We start from the raw sequence: 18746 nt of genomic DNA on the forward strand, positions 1-18746 counted from the left end.
AATGGCCATGCGTCGTTCAACGATTCGTACGCTGATTAAGGGGGCTGCGTTGTATTTGAATACTAATTCCAAGCCAGGTAAGGCTAAGGCTATCGTGCTGAGTTTTACGGCCATCATGGCAATGTTTGGGGCCAAGGCCTGGGCGTTTAGCCTCGATGACGTATCAGTGCAGGCCAAAAGCCTTGCCGAACAAAAATTCGCTGCGCCCAAGAGCAATCTGCCTGCCGTTCTCCGTGACATGAAGTTCGCTGATTACCAGCAGATCCGTTTCCGCCAGGACAAGGCGCTCTGGTCTGGAGAGAAAACGCCGTTCCAGCTGAACCTCTATCATCAGGGCATGCATTTCGACGTGCCAGTGAAGATCAATGAAGTCACGGCAACGGGTGTCAACGAGGTCAAGTACGATCCATCCTATTTCGATTTCGGCAATCTGCAGCTGGATCAGGCTGCCCTCAAGGATTTGGGATTTGCCGGTTTCCGCATAACCTATCCGCTGAACAAGCCCGACAAGCAGGATGAGTTTGTGACCATGTTGGGCGCCAGCTATTTCCGTGTAGTAGGCAAGGATCAGGTGTATGGCCTGTCTGCGCGTGGCCTGGCGATCGATACCGCCCTGCCGTCCGGCGAAGAATTCCCTCGCTTCCGTGAGTTCTGGGTCGAGCACCCACAGCCGGACCGCCGTAACCTGGTGATTTACGCCTTGCTGGATTCTCCCCGTGCTACGGGTGCCTACAAGATGGTCGTTACCCCTGGTAGCGACAGCACAGTTGATGTGCAGGCGCGCGTTTACCTGCGCGATAATGTAGGCAAGCTGGGCATTGCGCCACTCACCAGCATGTACCTGTTCGGACCCAATCAGCCAAGCCCGCAGGTCAACTATCGTCCAGCCCTGCACGATTCCAATGGCCTGGCCATTCATGCGGGTAATGACGAGTGGATCTGGCGTCCGCTGAATAATCCCAAGCGTCTTTCCATCAGCACCTATACAGTCGAAAACCCCAAGGGCTTCGGTCTTCTACAGCGCGGCCGTGAGTTCAGCCGTTACGAAGATCTGGATGATCGTTACGATCTGCGGCCAAGCGGTTGGGTTGAAACCAAGGGTGACTGGGGCAAAGGCAAAGTCGAGCTGGTCGAGATACCGACACCAGACGAAACCAACGACAACATCGTTGCCTTCTGGACACCAGACACCATACCTCAGGCCGGTGAGCCGATTGATCTGAGCTATCGTCTGCATTTCACCATGGACGAGCCTGCTCTGCACTCGCCTGATGTGGCCTGGGTTCAGCAAACTCGCCTCTCGACCGGCGACGTCAAGCAGCCCAATCTGGTTCGCCAGGCAGATGGAAGCACCGCCTTCATCATTGACTTTGAAGGCCCAGTTCTCAAGAACCTGCCGGAAAGTGCACAGGTGGCCTCGCAGGTCAGCCTTAACGACAATGGTGATCTGATTGAAAACAATGTTCGTTATAACCCTGTCACCAAAGGCTGGCGTTTGACGCTGCGTCTGAAGGTCAAGGACGCTACCAAGCCCGTAGAGATACGTGCTGCGTTGGCGGAAGGCGATAAGACGCTGACCGAAACCTGGAGCTATCAGTTGCCTGCCAATGAATAACCGTAAAGAAACAACACCCGTTCAGGACTACCTCGAGCGCTTGCCGCTCGGGGAGGCCGAGCGGCAGCAACTCGCGAGCGGTGTAGGCAGTACCGACGCTGAGGGCCTGGCTTCCCTGCATGGAAAGCTTGCGTCCACTGAGTCTGTTGGAAATGATCCTGCACTGAGTTCTGTAGAAGCACGCTTGAAAATGGGTTGGGGTGATGCCCTGTCCGAAGGTGACCTGCTTACCGTTGATACTCAGGGGCGGACCAATATCCGTACCATGCCTGCCATCACGCGGTCCCAGATGTTGCCGGAGCCATGGCGTACCAATCCCGTAGTACGTATATGGCATCGTCTGCTGGGTCGCAAACAGGAGGCTCGTCAGGTACCTGATGAGGAGGCGGACGCACACGCTCACTGGCGCAAAGTAGGGGCTTTCCGTCGTTTCATCCTGCTGGTTCTCATGCTCCTTCAGACAGGTATCGCTACCTGGTACATGAAAGCTGTTCTGCCCTATCAAGGGTGGTCACTGGTCGATCTTGGAGAGGTCTGGGATCAAGGGCTTCTGGAGTCTGCCAGGCAGGTGCTTCCCTATGTGTTGCAGACCAGTATCCTTCTGCTGTTTGCAACCTTGTTCTGCTGGGTTTCTGCCGGTTTTTGGACGGCCCTGATGGGCTTCTGGCAGCTACTGACCGGACGGGATAAGTACAGTATTTCCGCCAGTACTGTCGGGGACGAAGTGATTGCGCCTGAGGCGCGTACCGCCATTGTCATGCCGATCGCCAACGAAGACGTCGCTCGGGTGTTTGCCGGTTTGCGTGCGACCTATGAGTCTGTAGCGGCGACCGGGCAGCTTGAGCATTTCGACTTCTTTATCCTGAGTGACAGTAACAATCCGGACAAATGTGTTGCCGAGCAGAAGTCCTGGCTTGAGCTCTGCCATGCGGTAAAAGGTTACGGCAAGATTTTCTATCGCCGTCGTCGCCGCCGTGTGAAGCGCAAGAGCGGTAATATCGATGACTTCTGCCGCCGTTGGGGCAGCCAGTACCGCTATATGGTCGTGCTGGATGCTGATAGCGTCATGAGCGGTGAATGTCTCACGGGCCTTGTGCGCCTGATGGAAGCTAATCCGCGAGCAGGTATCATCCAGTCCGCACCCAAAGCTTCAGGTATGGATACGCTTTATGCGCGTCTCCAGCAGTTTGCTACCCGGGTGTACGGGCCGCTCTTCACGGCGGGCCTGCATTTCTGGCAGCTGGGTGAATCCCACTATTGGGGACATAACGCAATCATTCGCGTGAAGCCGTTCATCGAGCATTGCGCATTGGCGCCTCTACCCGGTAAAGGCTCGTTTGCAGGTGCCATCCTTTCCCACGACTTCGTTGAGGCTGCATTGATGCGTCGTGCAGGGTGGGGAGTCTGGATTGCATACGACATGCCCGGTAGCTACGAAGAGCTTCCGCCTAACCTGCTGGATGAGCTCAAGCGTGACCGCCGTTGGTGCCATGGCAACCTGATGAATTTCCGGCTGTTCCTGGTAAAGGGTATGCACCCGGTACACCGGGCCGTGTTCCTGACCGGTGTGATGTCTTATTTGTCGGCACCGCTCTGGTTCCTGTTCCTGGTGCTATCCACTGCACTTCTAGCCGTACACAAGCTCATGGAGCCGCAGTACTTCCTGCAGCCAAGGCAGTTGTTCCCAGTCTGGCCACAGTGGCATCCCGAGCAGGCAATTGCCTTGTTCTCGACCACGTTGATTCTGTTGTTCCTGCCAAAGCTGCTCAGCGTCATCCTGATCTGGGCCAAGGGGGCAAAAGAATTCGGCGGCGGTTTCAAGTTGCTGTGTTCGATGCTCTTGGAAATGCTGTTCTCGGTTCTGCTGGCGCCTGTACGCATGCTGTTCCATACGGTATTCGTGACTGCCGCCTTCCTGGGCTGGTCAGTGCAATGGAATTCGCCTCAGCGTGACGATGATGCCACGCCTTGGAGCGAGGCCTTCAAGCGTCATGGCTCACAAATGCTGCTAGGTATTATCTGGACGGCCGGTGTAGCCTGGTTGGACCCACGTTTCCTCTGGTGGCTATCGCCTATTGTGGTGTCACTGATGCTTTCCGCTCCGGTGTCAGTCATCTCAAGCCGTACCAATTACGGCATGGCGGCGCGTCGTTCCAGCTTCTTCCTGATTCCGGAAGAATACAATCCGCCTCGTGAGCTGGTGGCGACCGACGAGTACTTGCAGCAGAATAACCAAACCGTTCTTCGTCATGGTTTCCTGCAGGCCGTAGTCGATCCGCTGATTAACGCACTGGCATGTGGAATGGCCAAGGCAAGACATGCCAAGGTTGTGCCTCAGGCCGAAGCACTACGTCAGCAGCGCCTGGAAAAAGTACTAGCAGACGGTCCCGAGAAGCACTCGGATGCACAGTGGGCTATCTTGAGCGATCCTGTTGGAATGTCGCGTCTGCATCTGCAGGTGTGGCAATCAGGTGAAGCACGTGATCGTTGGGTGGAGGCGTACAGACGCATTCTGCCCGCACCTGCATCTGCCGAAACAAGTGCGCTTCCTGACGCAGACAGTGCTTCACTTGCAGTGAATCCTGCTCGCTAAGGTTGAGAAGGCATATGAAAAGCCCCAGTCAGAATATGGCTGGGGCTTTTTTATTGGCGACAGATGTTAGAACAGGCGGGCCAGGAGCGCTGTAACGGCTGTTTCTACACGCAGGATACGTTCACCCAGTTGAACAGGGTCAAGCCCTGCCTCTTGCAGCATATCCACCTCATAAGGGATCCAGCCGCCTTCCGGGCCGATTGCCAGCGTTACGGGGCCTTTTACTTCACGAGGGCAGGGTGGGTAATAGCCAGGATGGCCAGTCAGCCCAATCGTCCCTTTCGCCAATGATGGAAGACGATCCTCGACAAAGGGCTTGAACCGTTTCTCTATGATGACTTCAGGTAAAACGGTATCTCGTGCTTGCTCCAAGCCAAGAATCAGCTGCTCTCGAATAGCGGAGGGGTCAAGAAAGGGGGTTTGCCAGAAGCTCTTTTCAACCCGATAGCTGTTGATGAGAACCAACCGGGCTACACCCATCGAAGAGATGCCTTGCAATACTCGACGCAGCATCTTGGGTCGCGGCAGCGCCAAAATGAGTGTTATGGGCAGTTTAGGCGGGGCAGGTTGGTGCAGCTGAAGTTTGATGCGTGCTGAATCAGGCGTGAGGTCAAGAATTTCGCCTTCGCCCATCAAACCATTCAACATGCCGACCCTCAGTGAATCACCACGCTCAGCTTGGTGAATGTCTTTCAGGTGGGCAAAGCGCCGGTCTTTAAGGAGGACTTCATTGTCTCCGACGAAGTCCTCCTGTTCTAGCAGCAGCAGATTCACGAATGAGTCGCTGGTGGCTGATCCTCGTGCGAGGTCTTTTCTTCGTGTGGCTCACGTTTTCGAACGAAGCGTCCAAACAGGAGGCCAATTTCAAACAGGAGCCACATGGGAATCGCCAGCATGGTCTGGGAAAGCACATCCGGTGGCGTCAGGATCATGCCTACTACGAAGCATCCGATAATGACGTACGGACGTACCTTCTTGAGGTAGGCCACATCGACGATACCGATCCAGATCAGCAGAACGGTTGCGACAGGGATTTCAAAGGCAGCGCCAAATGCAAAGAATAGCGTCAGTATGAAATCCAAGTAGCTGTTCAGGTCCGGCATCATCATGGCGCCTTCCGGCGTGATGCTTGAGAAAAAGTGGAAAATCAGCGGGAAGACCAGGAAATAGGCAAACGCCATTCCAGCGTAAAACAGCAAAATACTTGAAATCAGCAAGGGAAGCGCGACGCGCTTTTCATGCTTGTAAAGACCTGGCGCAATGAATCCCCAGACCTGATAAAGGATGACGGGCATGGCCAGAAAAAGGGAAACAATAAGCGTCAACTTGAAGGGCGCAAGGAACGGCGACGTGACGTCTGTCGAGATCATCGTGGCGCCTTCGGGCAGAAACCTGCGGATAGGTTCCGACGCGAAAGCGTAGATCTTCTGGGCGAAGTAGAACAGACAGGCGAAAATCAGGAACGTCGCCAGCACACAGCGCAGCAAGCGTGACCGCAGTTCAGTCAGGTGAGAGACCAGAGGCATTTCCTGGTCTTCATATTCAGGTTTTTTTTCGCTCATGGGGCTCGCGGTGGAGAAGGCTGATCCTTTGACTCGCTGGCGGGCGGAGTCACGTTACTGGGCGGAGCCGATTTGACGACAGGTAAGTCATCCTTGACGACAGATGAGTCATCGCTAGGCGGCGTAGGTGTTTCAGCCGACGGTGCTGGATTACCTGTCTCCTGGCGGGTCTTGTCGCGTTGCTCCCAGGACAAGAGATTCTCAGTGTGAAGCTGGCGCCGTATTTCGTCGGCACCAATTTCACGTTCCACCTCTTGCCGTATGTTATTGAAGCTACGCTTGAGACGACCGATCCACAGGCCTGCAGTGCGTGCAGCGCCTGGCAGGCGCTCTGGGCCTAAAACCAGCAAGGCGACCAGGCTTATCAGGGCTAACTCACTGAAGCTGATGCCAAACATAATAGGTACTCAATCCTTACGGGCGGGCTCTTCAACCTTGTGGTGTTGAGCGTCAATCGTATGGGGCTGATTGAGTGGAGGCTTCTGCTGATCTTGCGCAGGCTTCTCCTCTTCTTCCGTATTCATCGCCTTACGGAAGCCCTTGATCGACTCGCCTACATCGGTGCCTAGGGTTTTAAGGCGTTTGGTACCAAATACCAGTACCACAACGATCAGGATGACGATCCAGTGTTTCCAGTCAAAAATACCCATAACATTACCTCATCAAGAATCAGGATTCGGATCGAGCAGCTTTTTCAGCGTGTCCAGATAGCCCAAAGCGGCGATCCAATTCATCAAGCACTGCCTGCGGATGTTGGCCTAGCGCAGCCAGCATGACCATACTATGAAACCAGAGATCTGCTGTTTCATAGATAAGGTCCGTCGAGTCTCCATTGCTGGCCGCATCTTTGGCCGCCAGGATGGTTTCTATGGATTCTTCTCCTACCTTTTCAAGGATCTTGTTCAGCCCCTTGTGGTAAAGGCTGGCGACATAGGAGCTTTCAGGCGCTGCGCCCTTGCGGGATTCAAGCACCTCTGCAATTTTGTTTAGCGTATCACTCATGGCTATGACCTGGCGTGTATATCGCGTCGGGATCTTTCAGAACCGGATCAATCGTTTTCCAGGCTCCCTCTTCAAACCGACGATAAAAACAACTTTCACGTCCTGTGTGACAGGCAATACCACCTAACTGCTCAACTATGAGGATGACGACATCAGCATCGCAGTCCAGACGCAGCTCATGCAGCTTCTGTACATGACCCGAGTCCTCCCCCTTACGCCATAGCTTACGCCTTGAACGTGACCAATAGATGGCACGATTCTCAGCTACCGTCAAAGCGAGGGACTCACGGTTCATCCAGGCCATCATCAAGACGCGCCCGCTCTGATAATCCTGAGCGATTGCCGGTACGAGTCCGTCACTGTTCCAGTTGATTTCTTCAAGCCAGTCTTTCATGGTCTACCCGGCAAATTACACACATTATTAGTCTGACAGCGCTGGCACGACCTGCCTAGCCACGAATGACCAGATAGATGCCTGTTACCAGCATGATCCAGGCGGGCCAGCCTTCAGGCGTGGACTGAAATCCAGTCTGGAAGGCACCGCCAATCAGCAGGACTCCAAATAGCCGGGGCAACCAGGCGTTGTCTCGTCTTCCCCACGGGTTGGGTGGATCATTGCGATGGGGTTGGGTGATGCGCTCCAGTGTGTCACGGGTCATCTGGGCCAGGTGCGGGATCTGCTCGATCTGCTGCTGGATATTGCGTAGTACCTGGGTAGGTCCCATGCGCTGGCGCATCCAGCGCTCAAGATAGGGTTTGGCTGTCGCCCACAGGTCCAGGTCAGGATAAAGCTGGCGTCCAAGCCCTTCAATATTCAGAAGCGTTTTTTGAAGCAGTACCAGCTGAGGCTGAATCTCCATGTTGAACCGGCGTGCCACTTGGAACAGACGCAGTAGCAATTGGCCAAACGAAATATCTTTCAGTGGTTTTTCAAAAATCGGCTCGCACACAGTTCGAATCGCTGCTTCGAACTCGTTGACCTGTGTAGTTGCCGGCACCCAGCCTGAATCGATATGGAGCTGGGCCACCTTGCGGTAGTCGCGCTGAAAGAACGCCATCAAGTTTCTGGCCAGATAATTCTGATCCTCAGGTGTAAGGCTCCCGATGATGCCGCAGTCTACCGCGATGTATTTCGGATCCCAGGGGTGCGCCGTACTGACAAAGATATTGCCAGGATGCATGTCCGCGTGGAAAAAGCTGTCGCGAAACACCTGGGTAAAAAAGATCTCGACCCCTCGCTCGGCCAGGAGCTTGAAATCTGTGCCTTGGTCTCGCAGGGCATTCAGGTCAGTCACAGGGATGCCATAGATGCGCTCCATGACCAGTACCCGAGGGCGGCACCAGTCCCAGTAAACCTGCGGAACGTAAAGCAGAGAAGAGTCTTCGAAGTTTCTTCTGAGCTGACTGGAGTTGGCTGCTTCACGTAAGAGATCGAGCTCATCGTAGATGGTCTTCTCATAATCCGTGACGACTTCGACGGGGTGCAGACGGCGCGCTTCGGCCGAAACGCGTTCTGCCATACGTGCCAGCAGAAACAGCCAGGCCAGGTCTTGAGAAATAACAGGCTTCAGGCCTGGTCGCACGACCTTGACGACTACCTCTTCACCTGTTCGGAGCTGTGCTGCATGTACCTGAGCGACGGAAGCGGAGGCCAGCGGCGTGATATCGAAGCGGCTGAAAACCTGGGCAATGGGCGCGCCCAGTTGAGACTCGATCAGCGCAATGGCTTTCTCCCCAGGAAAGGGAGGAACCTTGTCCTGGAGAAACATAAGCTCATTGGCCACGTCTTCCGGTAAAAGATCGCGGCGCGTAGAAAGAATCTGGCCAAACTTGATGAAAACAGGGCCCAGACCTTCTAGCGCAAGGCGCAACCGAGCACCTCGGGACAGCGACTTGCGAGGGCGAGGCAACCAACGCCATGGCAGAAAGTAACCTGTCAGGCGTAAATACCAGGGCAGTGGAAGCGCATAAACCAGATCATCCAGGCGGTAGCGAACAACAACCAGGAAAATACGCAGCAGGCGTCGAAGGGCAGCAAACAGCTTCATTGGTTATTTATGTCTGCGTTGAGCAAGGCGGGCGATACGCGCCTCGAGACGATCTACAGTTAGACGCAAGGCATCGATTTCCGCAAAGCGAGCATCACCTTCCCGACGTCCAACCAGGGTGCGACTTTCTTCAGATAGCCAGTCAGACAGGCTTTGACGCAAACTCTCATGGCTTTGATCCGTCCACCCGCGCCCTTTTCGGACGAATTGTCCAAGCAGTGCAGCAGGCACTGGACCCAGCCAGCGAGAGAGCTCGTATTCCCAGTCCAGCTCCAGGCTCTGCAGGATATCGGATAGCTCTATCAGTGCTGCACTATCCCCCTCAAGCGTTACATCGGTGCTGTGCAAGATCGCTGTTTTGTTCTGACTCAAGGCCAGCTGAGCCAATCGAGACGCAGGTGCTTTCAGCGTGCAGTCGACTTCTGCTTCATGGTGGGCGGCAAAATGCAGACCATCATAGGCCGGAAGGATGAACAGCGTGAAACGGGGAGCCGCACAATCTATGGCAATGACCTTGCCTTGCAGGCGTGCAAGACGGCGGCCCGCCACAGCGTCCATTGCCAGTAAGGGATTCAGGCCGCGCTCCAGCGCAGCCAGTACGGCCTGGGTCAGTAGGATCATCAGGGTTTTATGCCACGGTGCAGGGCAACAATGCCACCTGTCATATTGTGGTAGGTCACGCGCTCAAATCCAGCGGTTTCCATCATGGCTTTAAGCGTGTCCTGATCAGGATGCATGCGAATCGACTCCGCCAGGTAACGGTAACTGGCCGAATCATTGGCGATCAGCTTGCCCATGAACGGCAGAAGGCTGAAGGAGTAAGCATCATAGGCCTTGGACAGGAGCTGGCTGGTCGGCTTGGAGAACTCCAGTACCAGAAGACGCCCGCCCGGCTTGAGTACGCGTAGCATGGATGCGATAGCGGCTTCCTTGTGGGTCACGTTACGCAATCCAAAGGCGATGGTCACACAATCAAAGTGATTATTTGGGAAGGGCAGCTTTTCAGCATCTGCCTGTACGAAGCTGACATTGTTGGCAATACCTTCGTCCATCAGGCGATCACGACCGACCTTTAGCATCGAGTCGTTGATATCTGCCAGCACGACCTCACCACGTGGGCCCACCAGGCGGGAAAACTGTTTAGTCAGGTCGCCTGTGCCGCCAGCAATATCCAGCACGCGGTTACCACTTCGAACCCCGGACAGTTCGATCGTGAAACGTTTCCACAAGCGATGAACGCCTGCAGACATCAAGTCATTCATCACGTCATATTTGGCTGCAACCGAGTGGAACACTTCGGCCACTTTTTGAGCTTTCTGACTTTCCGGCACACTCTGGTAGCCGAAATGAGTGACGGGATCGGCCTCCGGGCCCTTGCGCTGATCGCTCATGACGCTTCACCTGCATTTGAATAAGCAACCATTCTAGCAGTGCTGATGCGCTGAGATGTCCATTCTTGCCGGATAAAGTCATTAGAAAATAGGTATTCCATGAGATGGGTCATCCTGACTTGGTAGTTCTCGTGCTTTTCGTGCATGACAGCCCCCGCTATAGTCGCAGGCGAATTCGCTGGAGTACTTCCTATGTCCCAAATCAGTGTCGAACGTTCCCATTCACTAGGCCTTGAAACTGCGCGTGCCAAGGTGGGGGCGCTGGCCGAAAAGCTAACGCGTGATTACGGTGTGGAGTGCCGTTGGGAGGGTGATACGCTGCAATTTTCCCGTACAGGTGTTGATGGGCGTATCGAGGTAGGCGAAGACAAGGTGCGTGTCGACGCAACCTTGGGGTTCTTCTTCTCGGCCCTGAGCTCACAGATTGAGCATGAAATCGAGAAGAAGTTGGATAAAGCGCTACAGGCTTGAGCGTTATAGCATCAGTTTGACGACGGATACATCCGGATCTCTGGACTTGCCTTCCCGGGCCAGTGCAAACAAGTACTCGGCCCACATCTGCTCCTGATTGCGGCCGAGTTCATACAGGTATTCCCAAGTGAACAAGCCACTGTCGTGACCGTCATCGAACGTAATTTTCAATGCGTACTGACCGGCTGCCTCGATTTGGCTGATGCCTACGTTCTTCTTGCCAAATTGCAGGACGGGGTTGCCGTGACCCTGTACTTCTGCAGAGGGCGAGTGAACGCGCAGAAATTCAGCAGGCAGCGTAAAGGACTCGGTATCGTATTGAACGGTGAGGGTTTTGGATGCTTTGTGCAGCTGGATGGCCGTGGGCAAACGCATGGCAATAGGTCTCGCTGATAAGCTCGCAGCCTTGAGGCTGCGAGCGATAGGTTGTCGACGTCCTTACAGAATATAGCGCGACAGATCCTCATCCTGTGCCAACTCGCCCAGATGGCCGTTGACATAGGCAGCATCGATCCGAATAGGCTCGCCATTCTGCTGGCCTGCCAGATCAGCAGCGCTGAACGAGACTTCCTCCAGCAGTCGCTCCAATAGCGTATGCAGGCGGCGCGCACCAATATTTTCCGTCTTCTCATTGACCTGCCAGGCAATTTCCGCAATGCGGCTGATCCCTTCAGGCGTGAACTCGACGTCCAGGCCTTCAGTCTTGAGCAGCTCACGGTATTGCTCTGTCAGTGAAGCGTGCGGTTCAGTGAGAATGCGCTCGAAGTCCTGAGGTGTTAGGGCCTTGAGTTCTACACGGATTGGCAGACGTCCCTGAAGCTCAGGTACCAGATCGCTGGGCTTGGACAAGTGGAACGCGCCCGAGGCGATAAACAGGATGTGGTCGGTTTTGACCATACCTAGCTTGGTATTTACCGTGCAACCTTCGATCAGTGGCAGCAGATCGCGCTGTACGCCCTCGCGGGATACGTCAGCGCCACTGGTGTTGCCACGCTTGGCAACCTTGTCGATCTCGTCGATGAAGACGATACCGTTCTGCTCGACCGCTTCCAGGGCACGTGCCTTGAGTTCTTCCTCGTTGACCAGACGAGCAGCTTCCTCGTCACGGATCAGCTTGAAGGCTTCTTTAACCTTGAGCTTGCGAGCCTTCATCTTGCCTTTGTTCAGGCCGGAGAAGAGGTTTTGCAACTGGCTGGTCATTTCCTCCATGCCGGGCGGAGTCATGATCTCGATACCTGCTGGCGCTTCAGCCACTTCGATATCAATCTCCTTGTCATCCAGCTGGCCTTCACGCAGGCGCTTGCGGAAGAGTTGACGCGTGTTGGAGTCTTCGCTGCGAGTCGGCTCTTCACTGAAACCTACTGCACGTGCAGGCGGTAGCAGTGCATCAAGAATCCGCTCTTCGGCAGCATCTTCTGCACGATGACGGACTTTGACGATTTCCTGCTCACGCAGCATTTTAACGGCAGCATCAGCCAGATCGCGGATGATGGACTCAACGTCGCGGCCTACATAGCCCACTTCAGTGAACTTGGTGGCTTCTACCTTCAGGAAGGGTGCATTCGCCAGTTTGGCCAGTCGACGGGCGATCTCGGTTTTACCTACACCTGTCGGGCCAATCATCAGAATGTTCTTGGGAGTGACTTCAGCGCGCAGCTCCAGTGGAAGCTGCATGCGACGCCAGCGATTACGCAGAGCGATGGCTACGGCGCGCTTTGCATCATCCTGGCCAATGATATGGCGATTAAGTTCGTGAACGATTTCACGTGGAGTCATAGACATGTCGTTATTCCGGCCGGACTCAGGAAGCGTCCAGCTCCTCAATAGTCAGGTTACGGTTAGTGAAGACACAAATGTCTCCCGCAATGTTCAACGCAGTCTCGGCAATTTCTCGAGCACTCAGCTCGGTATGCGTGAGCAGGGCACGAGCGGCCGCTTGTGCATAGGGGCCACCGGAGCCCATGGCAATCAGGCCTTCTTCTGGTTCGACGACATCGCCGTTACCGGTAATGATCAGCGAGGCATCCTTGTTGGCTACTGCCAGCATGGCTTCCAGGCGGCGAAGTGCACGATCGGTACGCCAGTCTTTGGCCAGTTCTACCGCGGCACGGACCAGATGGCCCTGATGTTTGTCGAGTTGCTGCTCGAAGCGCTCGAACAGAGTGAACGCATCCGCGGTGCCGCCGGCGAAACCTGCCAGCACCTGGCCGTGGTAAAGGCGACGGACTTTACGTGCGTTACCCTTCATGACGGTATTACCCAGGGATACCTGGCCATCGCCGCCAATGACGACTTTGCCGTTGCGACGCACTGAAACGATAGTGGTCAAGGGTGTTCTCCTGCTATGCCTTAAGCGATTGCCGGAGATATGGGGACGGCCTTCCAAGGCTTCAAGCCTTTTCCGGCCGCCATGTGTCATCGACCTTGGCGTTGCTGGAGCAGCAGGTTCTTGAAACCGTTGCTGGCCAGCTGGCTCTGGGCTTGGGTCAGTTGGTTGCGATCTCTGAAGGGACCGACCAGGACACGATACCATGTGTCATCCTTGACCTTGCCTGACTCTACCCGCACATCCTGACCAATCAGGATGATCTGCGCTCTCACCCGATCAGCGTCAGCCTGTGTTCTAAACGAGCCTGCCTGGAGGAAGAACAGCGTCACAGGTGGCTGTGCTGCTGTCTTGGGCTGTTGAGCAGGTGTCTGCGTAGCAGCCTGCGCAGGTGTCTGAGCTTGCTGTGGCGAGCCTGCAGGCAGCTGAGCTGTCGTCGCAGGCGACGTTTCAGGCTTGGGCGGAGTAGGGGTTGGGCTCGTCTGCGGCACGGCGTCCGGAGGCACGATTACTTCGGACTCCGGTAGCAGTGTGTAGAAGTCATACTTGGGCTTGACCGGGGTTGGCGTAGTAGGAGCCTCCTGCTTGGTCTTGGACGCAACTTGTGCCTCCTCACCCTTGGAGCGACGAACGGCATCGTTGCCCGGCTCAAGCTTCATCAGAAAGACCACGAAGCCACCAATGGCAAGACCTGAAGCCAACCATACCCAACCGGGAATAGGCTGCTTCTTGGCGGCTGGCTGATTTCGGCTTGCGCCTCGTTTAGGTGCTGCTTTCTTTGCCATATACGTCCGTTTACATACGTTCCAGTGTATTCAGGCCTAGCAGTTCGAGACCTTGTTTGAGGGTGCGTCCGGTCAGGGCGGCCAGGCGTAGGCGGCTTTGCCGTTGAGCAGGATCTTCTGCGCTGAGAATGGGGCAGTTTTCGTAAAAGCTGGAGAAGAGACCGGCAATGTCGTAGAGATAGGCGCATAGAAGATGCGGCACCCCTTTCTCCGCTACCGAATTCAGGGTTTCGCCAAACTGGGCCAGACGAGCACCCAGATCTTGCTCCTGAGGAGCTTCCAGGCGAATCTGGCCTTCGACCTCATCGTATCCCTGGCCAAGCTTGCGAAAGATACTGGCGACGCGGGTATAGGCGTAGAGCAGATAGGGTGCCGTATTGCCTTCAAAGCTGAGCATCAGCTCGAAATTGAAGCTGTAGTCACTTGTTCTGTGCTTGGACAGATCTGCGTATTTGACGGCGCCGATACCCACTGCGCGAGCAATTTCACGCAGCTCGGTTTCTTCCAGGGAGGGGTTTTTTTCCTTGACCAAGGTGTAGGCGCGCTCTTCTGCCTCATCAAGCAGGTCGATCAGCTTGACCGTGCCGCCGTCGCGCGTCTTGAAAGGGCGGCCATCTGCACCATTCATGGTCCCGAACCCCATATGTTCAAGACTCATGGATGGGGCAACGAAACCAGCCAGACGAGCAACTTCAAAGGCCATCTGGAAGTGCAATGCTTGGCGCTGGTCGACAAAGTAAAGGACTCGATCGGCATTCAGAACCTGGCTACGGTAGCGCATGGCTGCCAGATCGGTCGTGGCGTACAGGTAGCCGCCTCCTGCCTTCTGCACGATCACCGGAAGTGGATTGCCTTCCGCATTCTTGAACTCTTCAAGGAAAACGCAGCGGGCGCCATCGCTTTCGGTAAGCAGGCCCTTGGCATCGAGTTCGGTCACGATACCAGGTAGCTCGCTGTTGTAGGCGCTCTCTCCTTTTACGTCCGCAGGCGTGAGTTTGACGTTCAGGCGGTCATAGACCTTCTGGCAGTGACTCAGGGAGATCTCATTGAAGCGGTGCCATAGTTTCAGGCAGGCTTCATCGCCCGCTTGCAGCTTGACGACCAGCTCGCGAGCGCGATCGGCAAATTCAGGAGACTCATCGAAGCGCTTCTTAGCGGCTCGATAAAATGTTTCCAGGTCGGAAAGCTCGCTTTCAGCTGCCGCAGGCTGTTCTTCAAGATAGGCGAGAAGCATGCCGAACTGGGTTCCCCAGTCGCCGACATGATTTTGCCGGATAACATCATCCCCTAGAAATTCGAGTACACGTGCAACGGCGTCACCAATGATGGTGGAGCGCAGGTGACCCACATGCATTTCCTTGGCCAGGTTGGGAGAGGAGAGGTCTACAACAACCCGCTGTTTGGGCGCGGACTTCTGAATGGCCAGATGCGTATCAGCCAGCGCAGCATCCAGGCGCTGGGCCAGTTGTTCGTGATTCTGGAAGAAGTTCAAAAAACCTGGGCCCGCAATTTGCACCTGGCTGACGCTCGAGTCGGCAGGCAGGGCTGCAATCAGTTTTTCTGCAAGGTCACGGGGCTTCATGCCGGCAGGTTTTGCCAGCATCATGGCGATATTGCTCGCAAAGTCGCCGTGACTTTTGTCCTTGGTATTTTCGACCTGGATGGTCGGCGTCAGACCATCTGGCAAGATGCCTTCGGCAGTAAGGCGCTCCAAGGCGTTCTGAATAAGCTGTCGAATAGTGTCTTTCATGATCGTCTGGCCTTTGGCTCGCGCCTGGGCGCGTAATGAAAACCCTGCATTATCCGCAGGCTAGGATCACTTGCCAACGTGTAGACGTCATTGAGGCCTGCGGAGCCCGAAATTAAGGTGAAAAAAGTCCTAATAAAGATCTATGGGATCAACGTCCAGTGACCAACGCACCTGCCTTCCGGCTGGCAGACTTTCCAGACGTAAGACCCAGCTGGTCAGTAACCGGTGAAGCGGGGCCCGGAGTGATGCTTGTAATAAAAGCTGTGCACGAAAGCGGCCCGCCCGACGCTCCATGGGCGCGGGGATAGGACCGAGAAGCTCAATATGGGGCAAGTCCAGCTCTGCTGCCAGCTGATCGGCTTCAGCATAGGCCAGCTCTAGGAATTCTTCTGCCTGTCCAGGCTTGTAAGCTTCGGCACGTAACAGCGCCAGGTGAGTAAACGGGGGAAGGCCAGCTGCACGACGTTCTGCCAGGGCTTGCTGGGCGAAGGCCACGTACCCTTGCTCGGTTAGCTGTACCAGCAAGGGATGATCCGCCAGATGAGTCTGAATCAACACTTGGCCCTGTACCTCTGCACGGCCTGAGCGACCGGCTACCTGAACCACTTGTTGGGCCATGCGCTCGCTGGCACGAAAATCTGCTGAAAAGAGGCCCCCATCGGCATCCAGAATGGCTACCAGCGTGACGCGGGGGAAATGATGCCCCTTGGCCAGCATTTGTGTTCCTACCAGGATGCAGGGCTCGCCGCGCTGAATGATGGAGAAGATATTGGCCATGGCATCCTTGCGCATGGTGCTATCCCGATCGATACGCAACACTGGAAATTGCGGGAAGAGAATCCGAAGCCGCTCTTCCGCACGCTCCGTACCTGCACCCAATGGGCGTAGATCCAGCTTGCCGCAGGCAGGACAGTGTTGTGACGGGCGTTGACGATGATCGCAATGGTGACAACGCAGCTCGCCTGACCGCTGGTGAATGGTCATACGGGCATCGCAGCGTGGACACTGGGCGATCCAGCCGCAGTCATGACACAGCAGCGTAGGCGCAAAGCCACGGCGATTTAAAAAGACCAGGACCTGTTGGCCCTTGCTCAGCGTGTCGCCAATCGCTTGCGCCAATGGCTGTGAGAGACCTGAATCAAGAGGGCGGCTCCTGACATCCAGGCGCTGAAACTTTGGGGCAGTAGCACTGCCGGCACGCTGAGTGAGGCGAAGCAGGCCATAGCGACCGATTTCAGCGTTATGAAGACTTTCCAAGGAAGGAGTAGCGGAGCCTAGAAGCAGCGGGACTCTTTCAAGCCGAGCCCTGACGACAGCTAGGTCGCGGGCATGGTAGCGCAAGCCTTCCTGCTGTTTATAAGACGCATCGTGCTCTTCATCGACAATGATAAGGCCTGGGTTTTTCAGCGGAGTGAAAAGGGCGGAGCGTGTTCCTATGACGATATCGACATCGCCGTCGCGTGCAGCCAACCAGGCGTCCGTGCGCTCCCGGTCGGTAAGCGCCGAGTGGATCAGCACGATACGGGCATTGAAGCGTTTCTCGAAGCGGGACAGTGTTTGTGGTCCCAGGTTGATTTCCGGGATCAGGACCAAGGCCTGCCGTCCTGTTTCGAGTGTCCGGCGTATGAGCTGAAGATAAACCTCGGTTTTGCCGCTTCCCGTCACACCATCCAATAAAAAGCAGTGAAAGCTACCAAGTCTCGCTTTGACCGCTTCGTAGGCAATACGCTGCTCGTGGTTGAATGGGAGTTCTGCTTGTGCCAGCCAGGCGCCGTGATGTTTGGCTGGCATGATTTGGCGGGACTCGACATCGACCAGTCCCTTTGCCTGCAAGGTATCGAGTGCATCCTTGGCAAGGCCGAGCTGGCTGAGCAATTCATGGGCAACGCCATGTGGGTGCTGTTTGACGACTTTCAAGGCTTCGCGCTGGCGTGGCGCTCGTACCAGGCGTGGGTCCGATACATCAGCTTCAGGCCTGGCTATCCAGAACCGCTGGACCCGCCGCTCGGCAGGGTCGCCCTGTCGCAGGAGTCCTGGCAGGGCACACGTAAAGGTATCGCCCAGGCTGTGCTGGTAATACTGGGCTGTCCACTTGCAAAGCTCGATCAGGCTGGCCGGCATTGGGGGGGTGGTATCCAACAGCGCAATGGCGGGCTTTAGTTTATCTCGCGGAACATCGGTTTCGGACACGATCTGCACCAGAATGCCCACGATCTCCCTGCGCCCAAAGGGTACGCGTAGCCGAACACCTGGGATCAGTTCCGAGGCGTCGACGCCGGCTGGCGCTCGGTAGTCGAATAGCCGGCGTAAAGGAGAGGGCAGCGCAAGGCGCAGCAGGACTTCAGACACGTCTGGACTCGGAGGCAAAAAGAGGCAGATATTAGCAGACCATTGGTAGACGTAACGGCTTGCATCGTCGTAAGCCTCTGTTATGATGCGCGGCCTATTATCCGTGCGGTATTCGGCAATGACGCCGGGTGGCGGCACGGCACGAACTCGAGGATTTCGTAATGAAAGCCGATATTCATCCTACGTATACTAATATCGAAGCAAGCTGCAGCTGTGGCAATGTCATCAAGACGCGCTCCACACTGGCTAAGAACATCAACCTGGACGTGTGCTCTGAATGCCACCCGTTCTATACAGGTAAGCAGAAGGTGCTGGATGCAGGTGGTCGTATCGATCGCTTCAAGCAGCGCTTCGGTGTTTTCGGTACTGCTCAGAAGTAATACGTTTGATCGCTCATGTCGTACCTGAGCGATCGACCAAAAGGCGTCCATATGGACGCCTTTTTTATTGCCTTGCAAAAGACGAATTGTATCGTCAAGGTCGGCTGTGACATTGGGGCAGGTGTCAAATCCGCATTGATGACGCATAATCAGTTCACGAGCTTGGCTCACCCATCCCGTAGCCGCTCTGCAACCTCACACAATGAGAACATGTACGCGATAGGGCATTGTCGCAGTCAGGTTTGAAATGCTGGCTGTTACCCTTGCAATGCGCTGCTGGCAGAACAAACCGTTCACGCCTGTTATCGATGTTCCGATCTACCTGAGCCTGTCTTGCAAAGCACGTTTAGCCTCAAGGCGGTTCGTCTCGTTACATGTGGATGAAGGCTACACAGGATTGGCCTAAAGTCGTATACAACAGCTATTGACTATTGGGGCCATTGCTTGTGGGGCGTAATCTTCTTGCGTATCCTC

The 18746-nt window shown here is 55.4% G+C and carries 19 protein-coding genes; 4 read left to right on the top strand and 15 right to left on the bottom strand.

Annotation, left to right across the window (positions count from 1 at the left end; genetic code table 11):
- Positions 1-115 precede the first annotated feature (115 nt).
- Together HMPREF1487_RS12460 and mdoH are read left to right on the top strand one after the other, a co-directional pair.
- Entirely contained in the window at positions 116-1615 is a 1500-nt protein-coding gene (locus HMPREF1487_RS12460) for a glucan biosynthesis protein G (protein ID WP_100217696.1), read from the top strand.
- The gene (mdoH, locus tag HMPREF1487_RS12465) at positions 1608-4208 is read left to right on the top strand and encodes a glucans biosynthesis glucosyltransferase MdoH (RefSeq protein ID WP_010797009.1); all 2601 of its coding nucleotides are present in this window, start codon (positions 1608-1610) and stop codon (positions 4206-4208) included. Before HMPREF1487_RS12460 ends, mdoH begins: the two co-directional genes overlap by 8 nt.
- Positions 4209-4274: 66 nt before the next feature.
- Here mdoH and HMPREF1487_RS12470 read toward each other — a convergent pair whose 3' ends face one another.
- The 9 genes from HMPREF1487_RS12470 to ubiE are packed head-to-tail and all read right to left on the bottom strand — an operon-like array spanning position 4275 to position 10211.
- Positions 4275-4982, bottom strand: coding sequence for a 16S rRNA (uracil(1498)-N(3))-methyltransferase (locus HMPREF1487_RS12470; RefSeq protein ID WP_010797010.1), 708 nt, complete (start codon positions 4980-4982; stop codon positions 4275-4277).
- A complete protein-coding gene (gene tatC / locus HMPREF1487_RS12475; protein ID WP_010797011.1) occupies positions 4979-5770 on the bottom strand; it encodes a twin-arginine translocase subunit TatC in 792 nt (263 codons plus the stop codon). The genes HMPREF1487_RS12470 and tatC overlap by 4 nt, the downstream gene beginning before the upstream one ends.
- Positions 5767-6168 (bottom strand): Sec-independent protein translocase protein TatB, encoded by a 402-nt coding sequence (tatB, locus tag HMPREF1487_RS12480; RefSeq protein WP_010797012.1) that lies wholly within the window; start codon positions 6166-6168, stop codon positions 5767-5769. Before tatB ends, tatC begins: the two co-directional genes overlap by 4 nt.
- Positions 6169-6177: 9 nt before the next feature.
- Complete coding sequence (locus HMPREF1487_RS12485; RefSeq protein ID WP_010797013.1) at positions 6178-6420, bottom strand: twin-arginine translocase TatA/TatE family subunit; 243 nt, start codon at positions 6418-6420, stop codon at positions 6178-6180.
- Positions 6421-6439: 19 nt separating this feature from the next.
- Positions 6440-6772, bottom strand: coding sequence for a phosphoribosyl-ATP diphosphatase (locus HMPREF1487_RS12490; RefSeq protein ID WP_010797014.1), 333 nt, complete (start codon positions 6770-6772; stop codon positions 6440-6442).
- Entirely contained in the window at positions 6765-7166 is a 402-nt protein-coding gene (gene hisI / locus HMPREF1487_RS12495) for a phosphoribosyl-AMP cyclohydrolase (RefSeq protein ID WP_010797015.1), read from the bottom strand. Before hisI ends, HMPREF1487_RS12490 begins: the two co-directional genes overlap by 8 nt.
- Before the next feature lie 55 nt (positions 7167-7221).
- Positions 7222-8820 carry a ubiquinone biosynthesis regulatory protein kinase UbiB gene (gene ubiB / locus HMPREF1487_RS12500; RefSeq protein WP_010797016.1) on the bottom strand — a complete coding sequence of 533 codons (1599 nt, stop codon included), beginning with the start codon at positions 8818-8820 and terminating at the stop codon, positions 7222-7224.
- A gap of 3 nt (positions 8821-8823) precedes the next feature.
- Positions 8824-9441, bottom strand: a complete 618-nt coding sequence (locus HMPREF1487_RS12505) for a ubiquinone biosynthesis accessory factor UbiJ (protein ID WP_010797017.1) — start codon at positions 9439-9441, stop codon at positions 8824-8826.
- Positions 9441-10211, bottom strand: a complete 771-nt coding sequence (ubiE, locus tag HMPREF1487_RS12510) for a bifunctional demethylmenaquinone methyltransferase/2-methoxy-6-polyprenyl-1,4-benzoquinol methylase UbiE (RefSeq protein WP_010797018.1) — start codon at positions 10209-10211, stop codon at positions 9441-9443. Before ubiE ends, HMPREF1487_RS12505 begins: the two co-directional genes overlap by 1 nt.
- Before the next feature lie 192 nt (positions 10212-10403).
- On the opposite strand from ubiE, the gene HMPREF1487_RS12515 reads away from it, so the two are divergent.
- Entirely contained in the window at positions 10404-10682 is a 279-nt protein-coding gene (locus HMPREF1487_RS12515) for a polyhydroxyalkanoic acid system family protein (RefSeq protein WP_010797019.1), read from the top strand.
- Positions 10683-10685: 3 nt separating this feature from the next.
- On the opposite strand, the gene HMPREF1487_RS12520 is transcribed toward HMPREF1487_RS12515, so the two are convergent.
- From HMPREF1487_RS12520 to HMPREF1487_RS12545, 6 genes are all read right to left on the bottom strand, one after another.
- Positions 10686-11057, bottom strand: a complete 372-nt coding sequence (locus HMPREF1487_RS12520; protein WP_010797020.1) for a gamma-butyrobetaine hydroxylase family protein — start codon at positions 11055-11057, stop codon at positions 10686-10688.
- A gap of 63 nt (positions 11058-11120) precedes the next feature.
- Complete coding sequence (gene hslU / locus HMPREF1487_RS12525) at positions 11121-12464, bottom strand: ATP-dependent protease ATPase subunit HslU (protein ID WP_010797021.1); 1344 nt, start codon at positions 12462-12464, stop codon at positions 11121-11123.
- 19 nt (positions 12465-12483) lie between these two features.
- Positions 12484-13011 carry an ATP-dependent protease subunit HslV gene (gene hslV / locus HMPREF1487_RS12530; protein WP_010797022.1) on the bottom strand — a complete coding sequence of 176 codons (528 nt, stop codon included), beginning with the start codon at positions 13009-13011 and terminating at the stop codon, positions 12484-12486.
- Positions 13012-13097: 86 nt separating this feature from the next.
- Positions 13098-13793 (bottom strand): SPOR domain-containing protein, encoded by a 696-nt coding sequence (locus HMPREF1487_RS12535; protein WP_010797023.1) that lies wholly within the window; start codon positions 13791-13793, stop codon positions 13098-13100.
- A gap of 10 nt (positions 13794-13803) precedes the next feature.
- A complete protein-coding gene (argS, locus tag HMPREF1487_RS12540) occupies positions 13804-15543 on the bottom strand; it encodes an arginine--tRNA ligase (protein WP_010797024.1) in 1740 nt (579 codons plus the stop codon).
- A gap of 129 nt (positions 15544-15672) precedes the next feature.
- On the bottom strand, positions 15673-17892 hold the full coding sequence (locus tag HMPREF1487_RS12545) for a primosomal protein N' (protein ID WP_037030742.1): 2220 nt from the start codon (positions 17890-17892) through the stop codon (positions 15673-15675).
- 161 nt (positions 17893-18053) lie between these two features.
- Here HMPREF1487_RS12545 and rpmE point away from each other — a divergent pair, with 161 nt between their 5' ends.
- On the top strand, positions 18054-18272 hold the full coding sequence (rpmE, locus tag HMPREF1487_RS12550) for a 50S ribosomal protein L31 (RefSeq protein WP_010797026.1): 219 nt from the start codon (positions 18054-18056) through the stop codon (positions 18270-18272).
- The last annotated feature ends 474 nt before the right edge of the window (positions 18273-18746 follow it).

This window comes from Pseudomonas sp. HPB0071 (assembly GCF_000478505.2).
GTDB lineage: Bacteria > Pseudomonadota > Gammaproteobacteria > Pseudomonadales > Pseudomonadaceae > Chryseomonas > Chryseomonas luteola.

Excerpts from the sequence above, each read along its gene's own strand:
- HMPREF1487_RS12460 (WP_100217696.1), top strand. The coding sequence starts at position 116 with ATGGCAATGTTTGGGGCCAAGGCCTGGGCGTTTAGCCTCGATGACGTA.
- mdoH (WP_010797009.1), top strand. The coding sequence starts at position 1,608 with ATGAATAACCGTAAAGAAACAACACCCGTTCAGGACTACCTCGAGCGC.
- tatC (WP_010797011.1), bottom strand. The coding sequence starts at position 5,770 with ATGAGCGAAAAAAAACCTGAATATGAAGACCAGGAAATGCCTCTGGTC.
- tatB (WP_010797012.1), bottom strand. The coding sequence starts at position 6,168 with ATGTTTGGCATCAGCTTCAGTGAGTTAGCCCTGATAAGCCTGGTCGCC.
- HMPREF1487_RS12485 (WP_010797013.1), bottom strand. The coding sequence starts at position 6,420 with ATGGGTATTTTTGACTGGAAACACTGGATCGTCATCCTGATCGTTGTG.
- HMPREF1487_RS12490 (WP_010797014.1), bottom strand. The coding sequence starts at position 6,772 with ATGAGTGATACGCTAAACAAAATTGCAGAGGTGCTTGAATCCCGCAAG.
- hisI (WP_010797015.1), bottom strand. The coding sequence starts at position 7,166 with ATGAAAGACTGGCTTGAAGAAATCAACTGGAACAGTGACGGACTCGTA.
- ubiB (WP_010797016.1), bottom strand. The coding sequence starts at position 8,820 with ATGAAGCTGTTTGCTGCCCTTCGACGCCTGCTGCGTATTTTCCTGGTT.
- HMPREF1487_RS12505 (WP_010797017.1), bottom strand. The coding sequence starts at position 9,441 with ATGATCCTACTGACCCAGGCCGTACTGGCTGCGCTGGAGCGCGGCCTG.
- ubiE (WP_010797018.1), bottom strand. The coding sequence starts at position 10,211 with ATGAGCGATCAGCGCAAGGGCCCGGAGGCCGATCCCGTCACTCATTTC.
- HMPREF1487_RS12515 (WP_010797019.1), top strand. The coding sequence starts at position 10,404 with ATGTCCCAAATCAGTGTCGAACGTTCCCATTCACTAGGCCTTGAAACT.
- HMPREF1487_RS12520 (WP_010797020.1), bottom strand. The coding sequence starts at position 11,057 with ATGCGTTTGCCCACGGCCATCCAGCTGCACAAAGCATCCAAAACCCTC.
- hslU (WP_010797021.1), bottom strand. The coding sequence starts at position 12,464 with ATGTCTATGACTCCACGTGAAATCGTTCACGAACTTAATCGCCATATC.
- HMPREF1487_RS12535 (WP_010797023.1), bottom strand. The coding sequence starts at position 13,793 with ATGGCAAAGAAAGCAGCACCTAAACGAGGCGCAAGCCGAAATCAGCCA.
- argS (WP_010797024.1), bottom strand. The coding sequence starts at position 15,543 with ATGAAAGACACTATTCGACAGCTTATTCAGAACGCCTTGGAGCGCCTT.
- rpmE (WP_010797026.1), top strand. The coding sequence starts at position 18,054 with ATGAAAGCCGATATTCATCCTACGTATACTAATATCGAAGCAAGCTGC.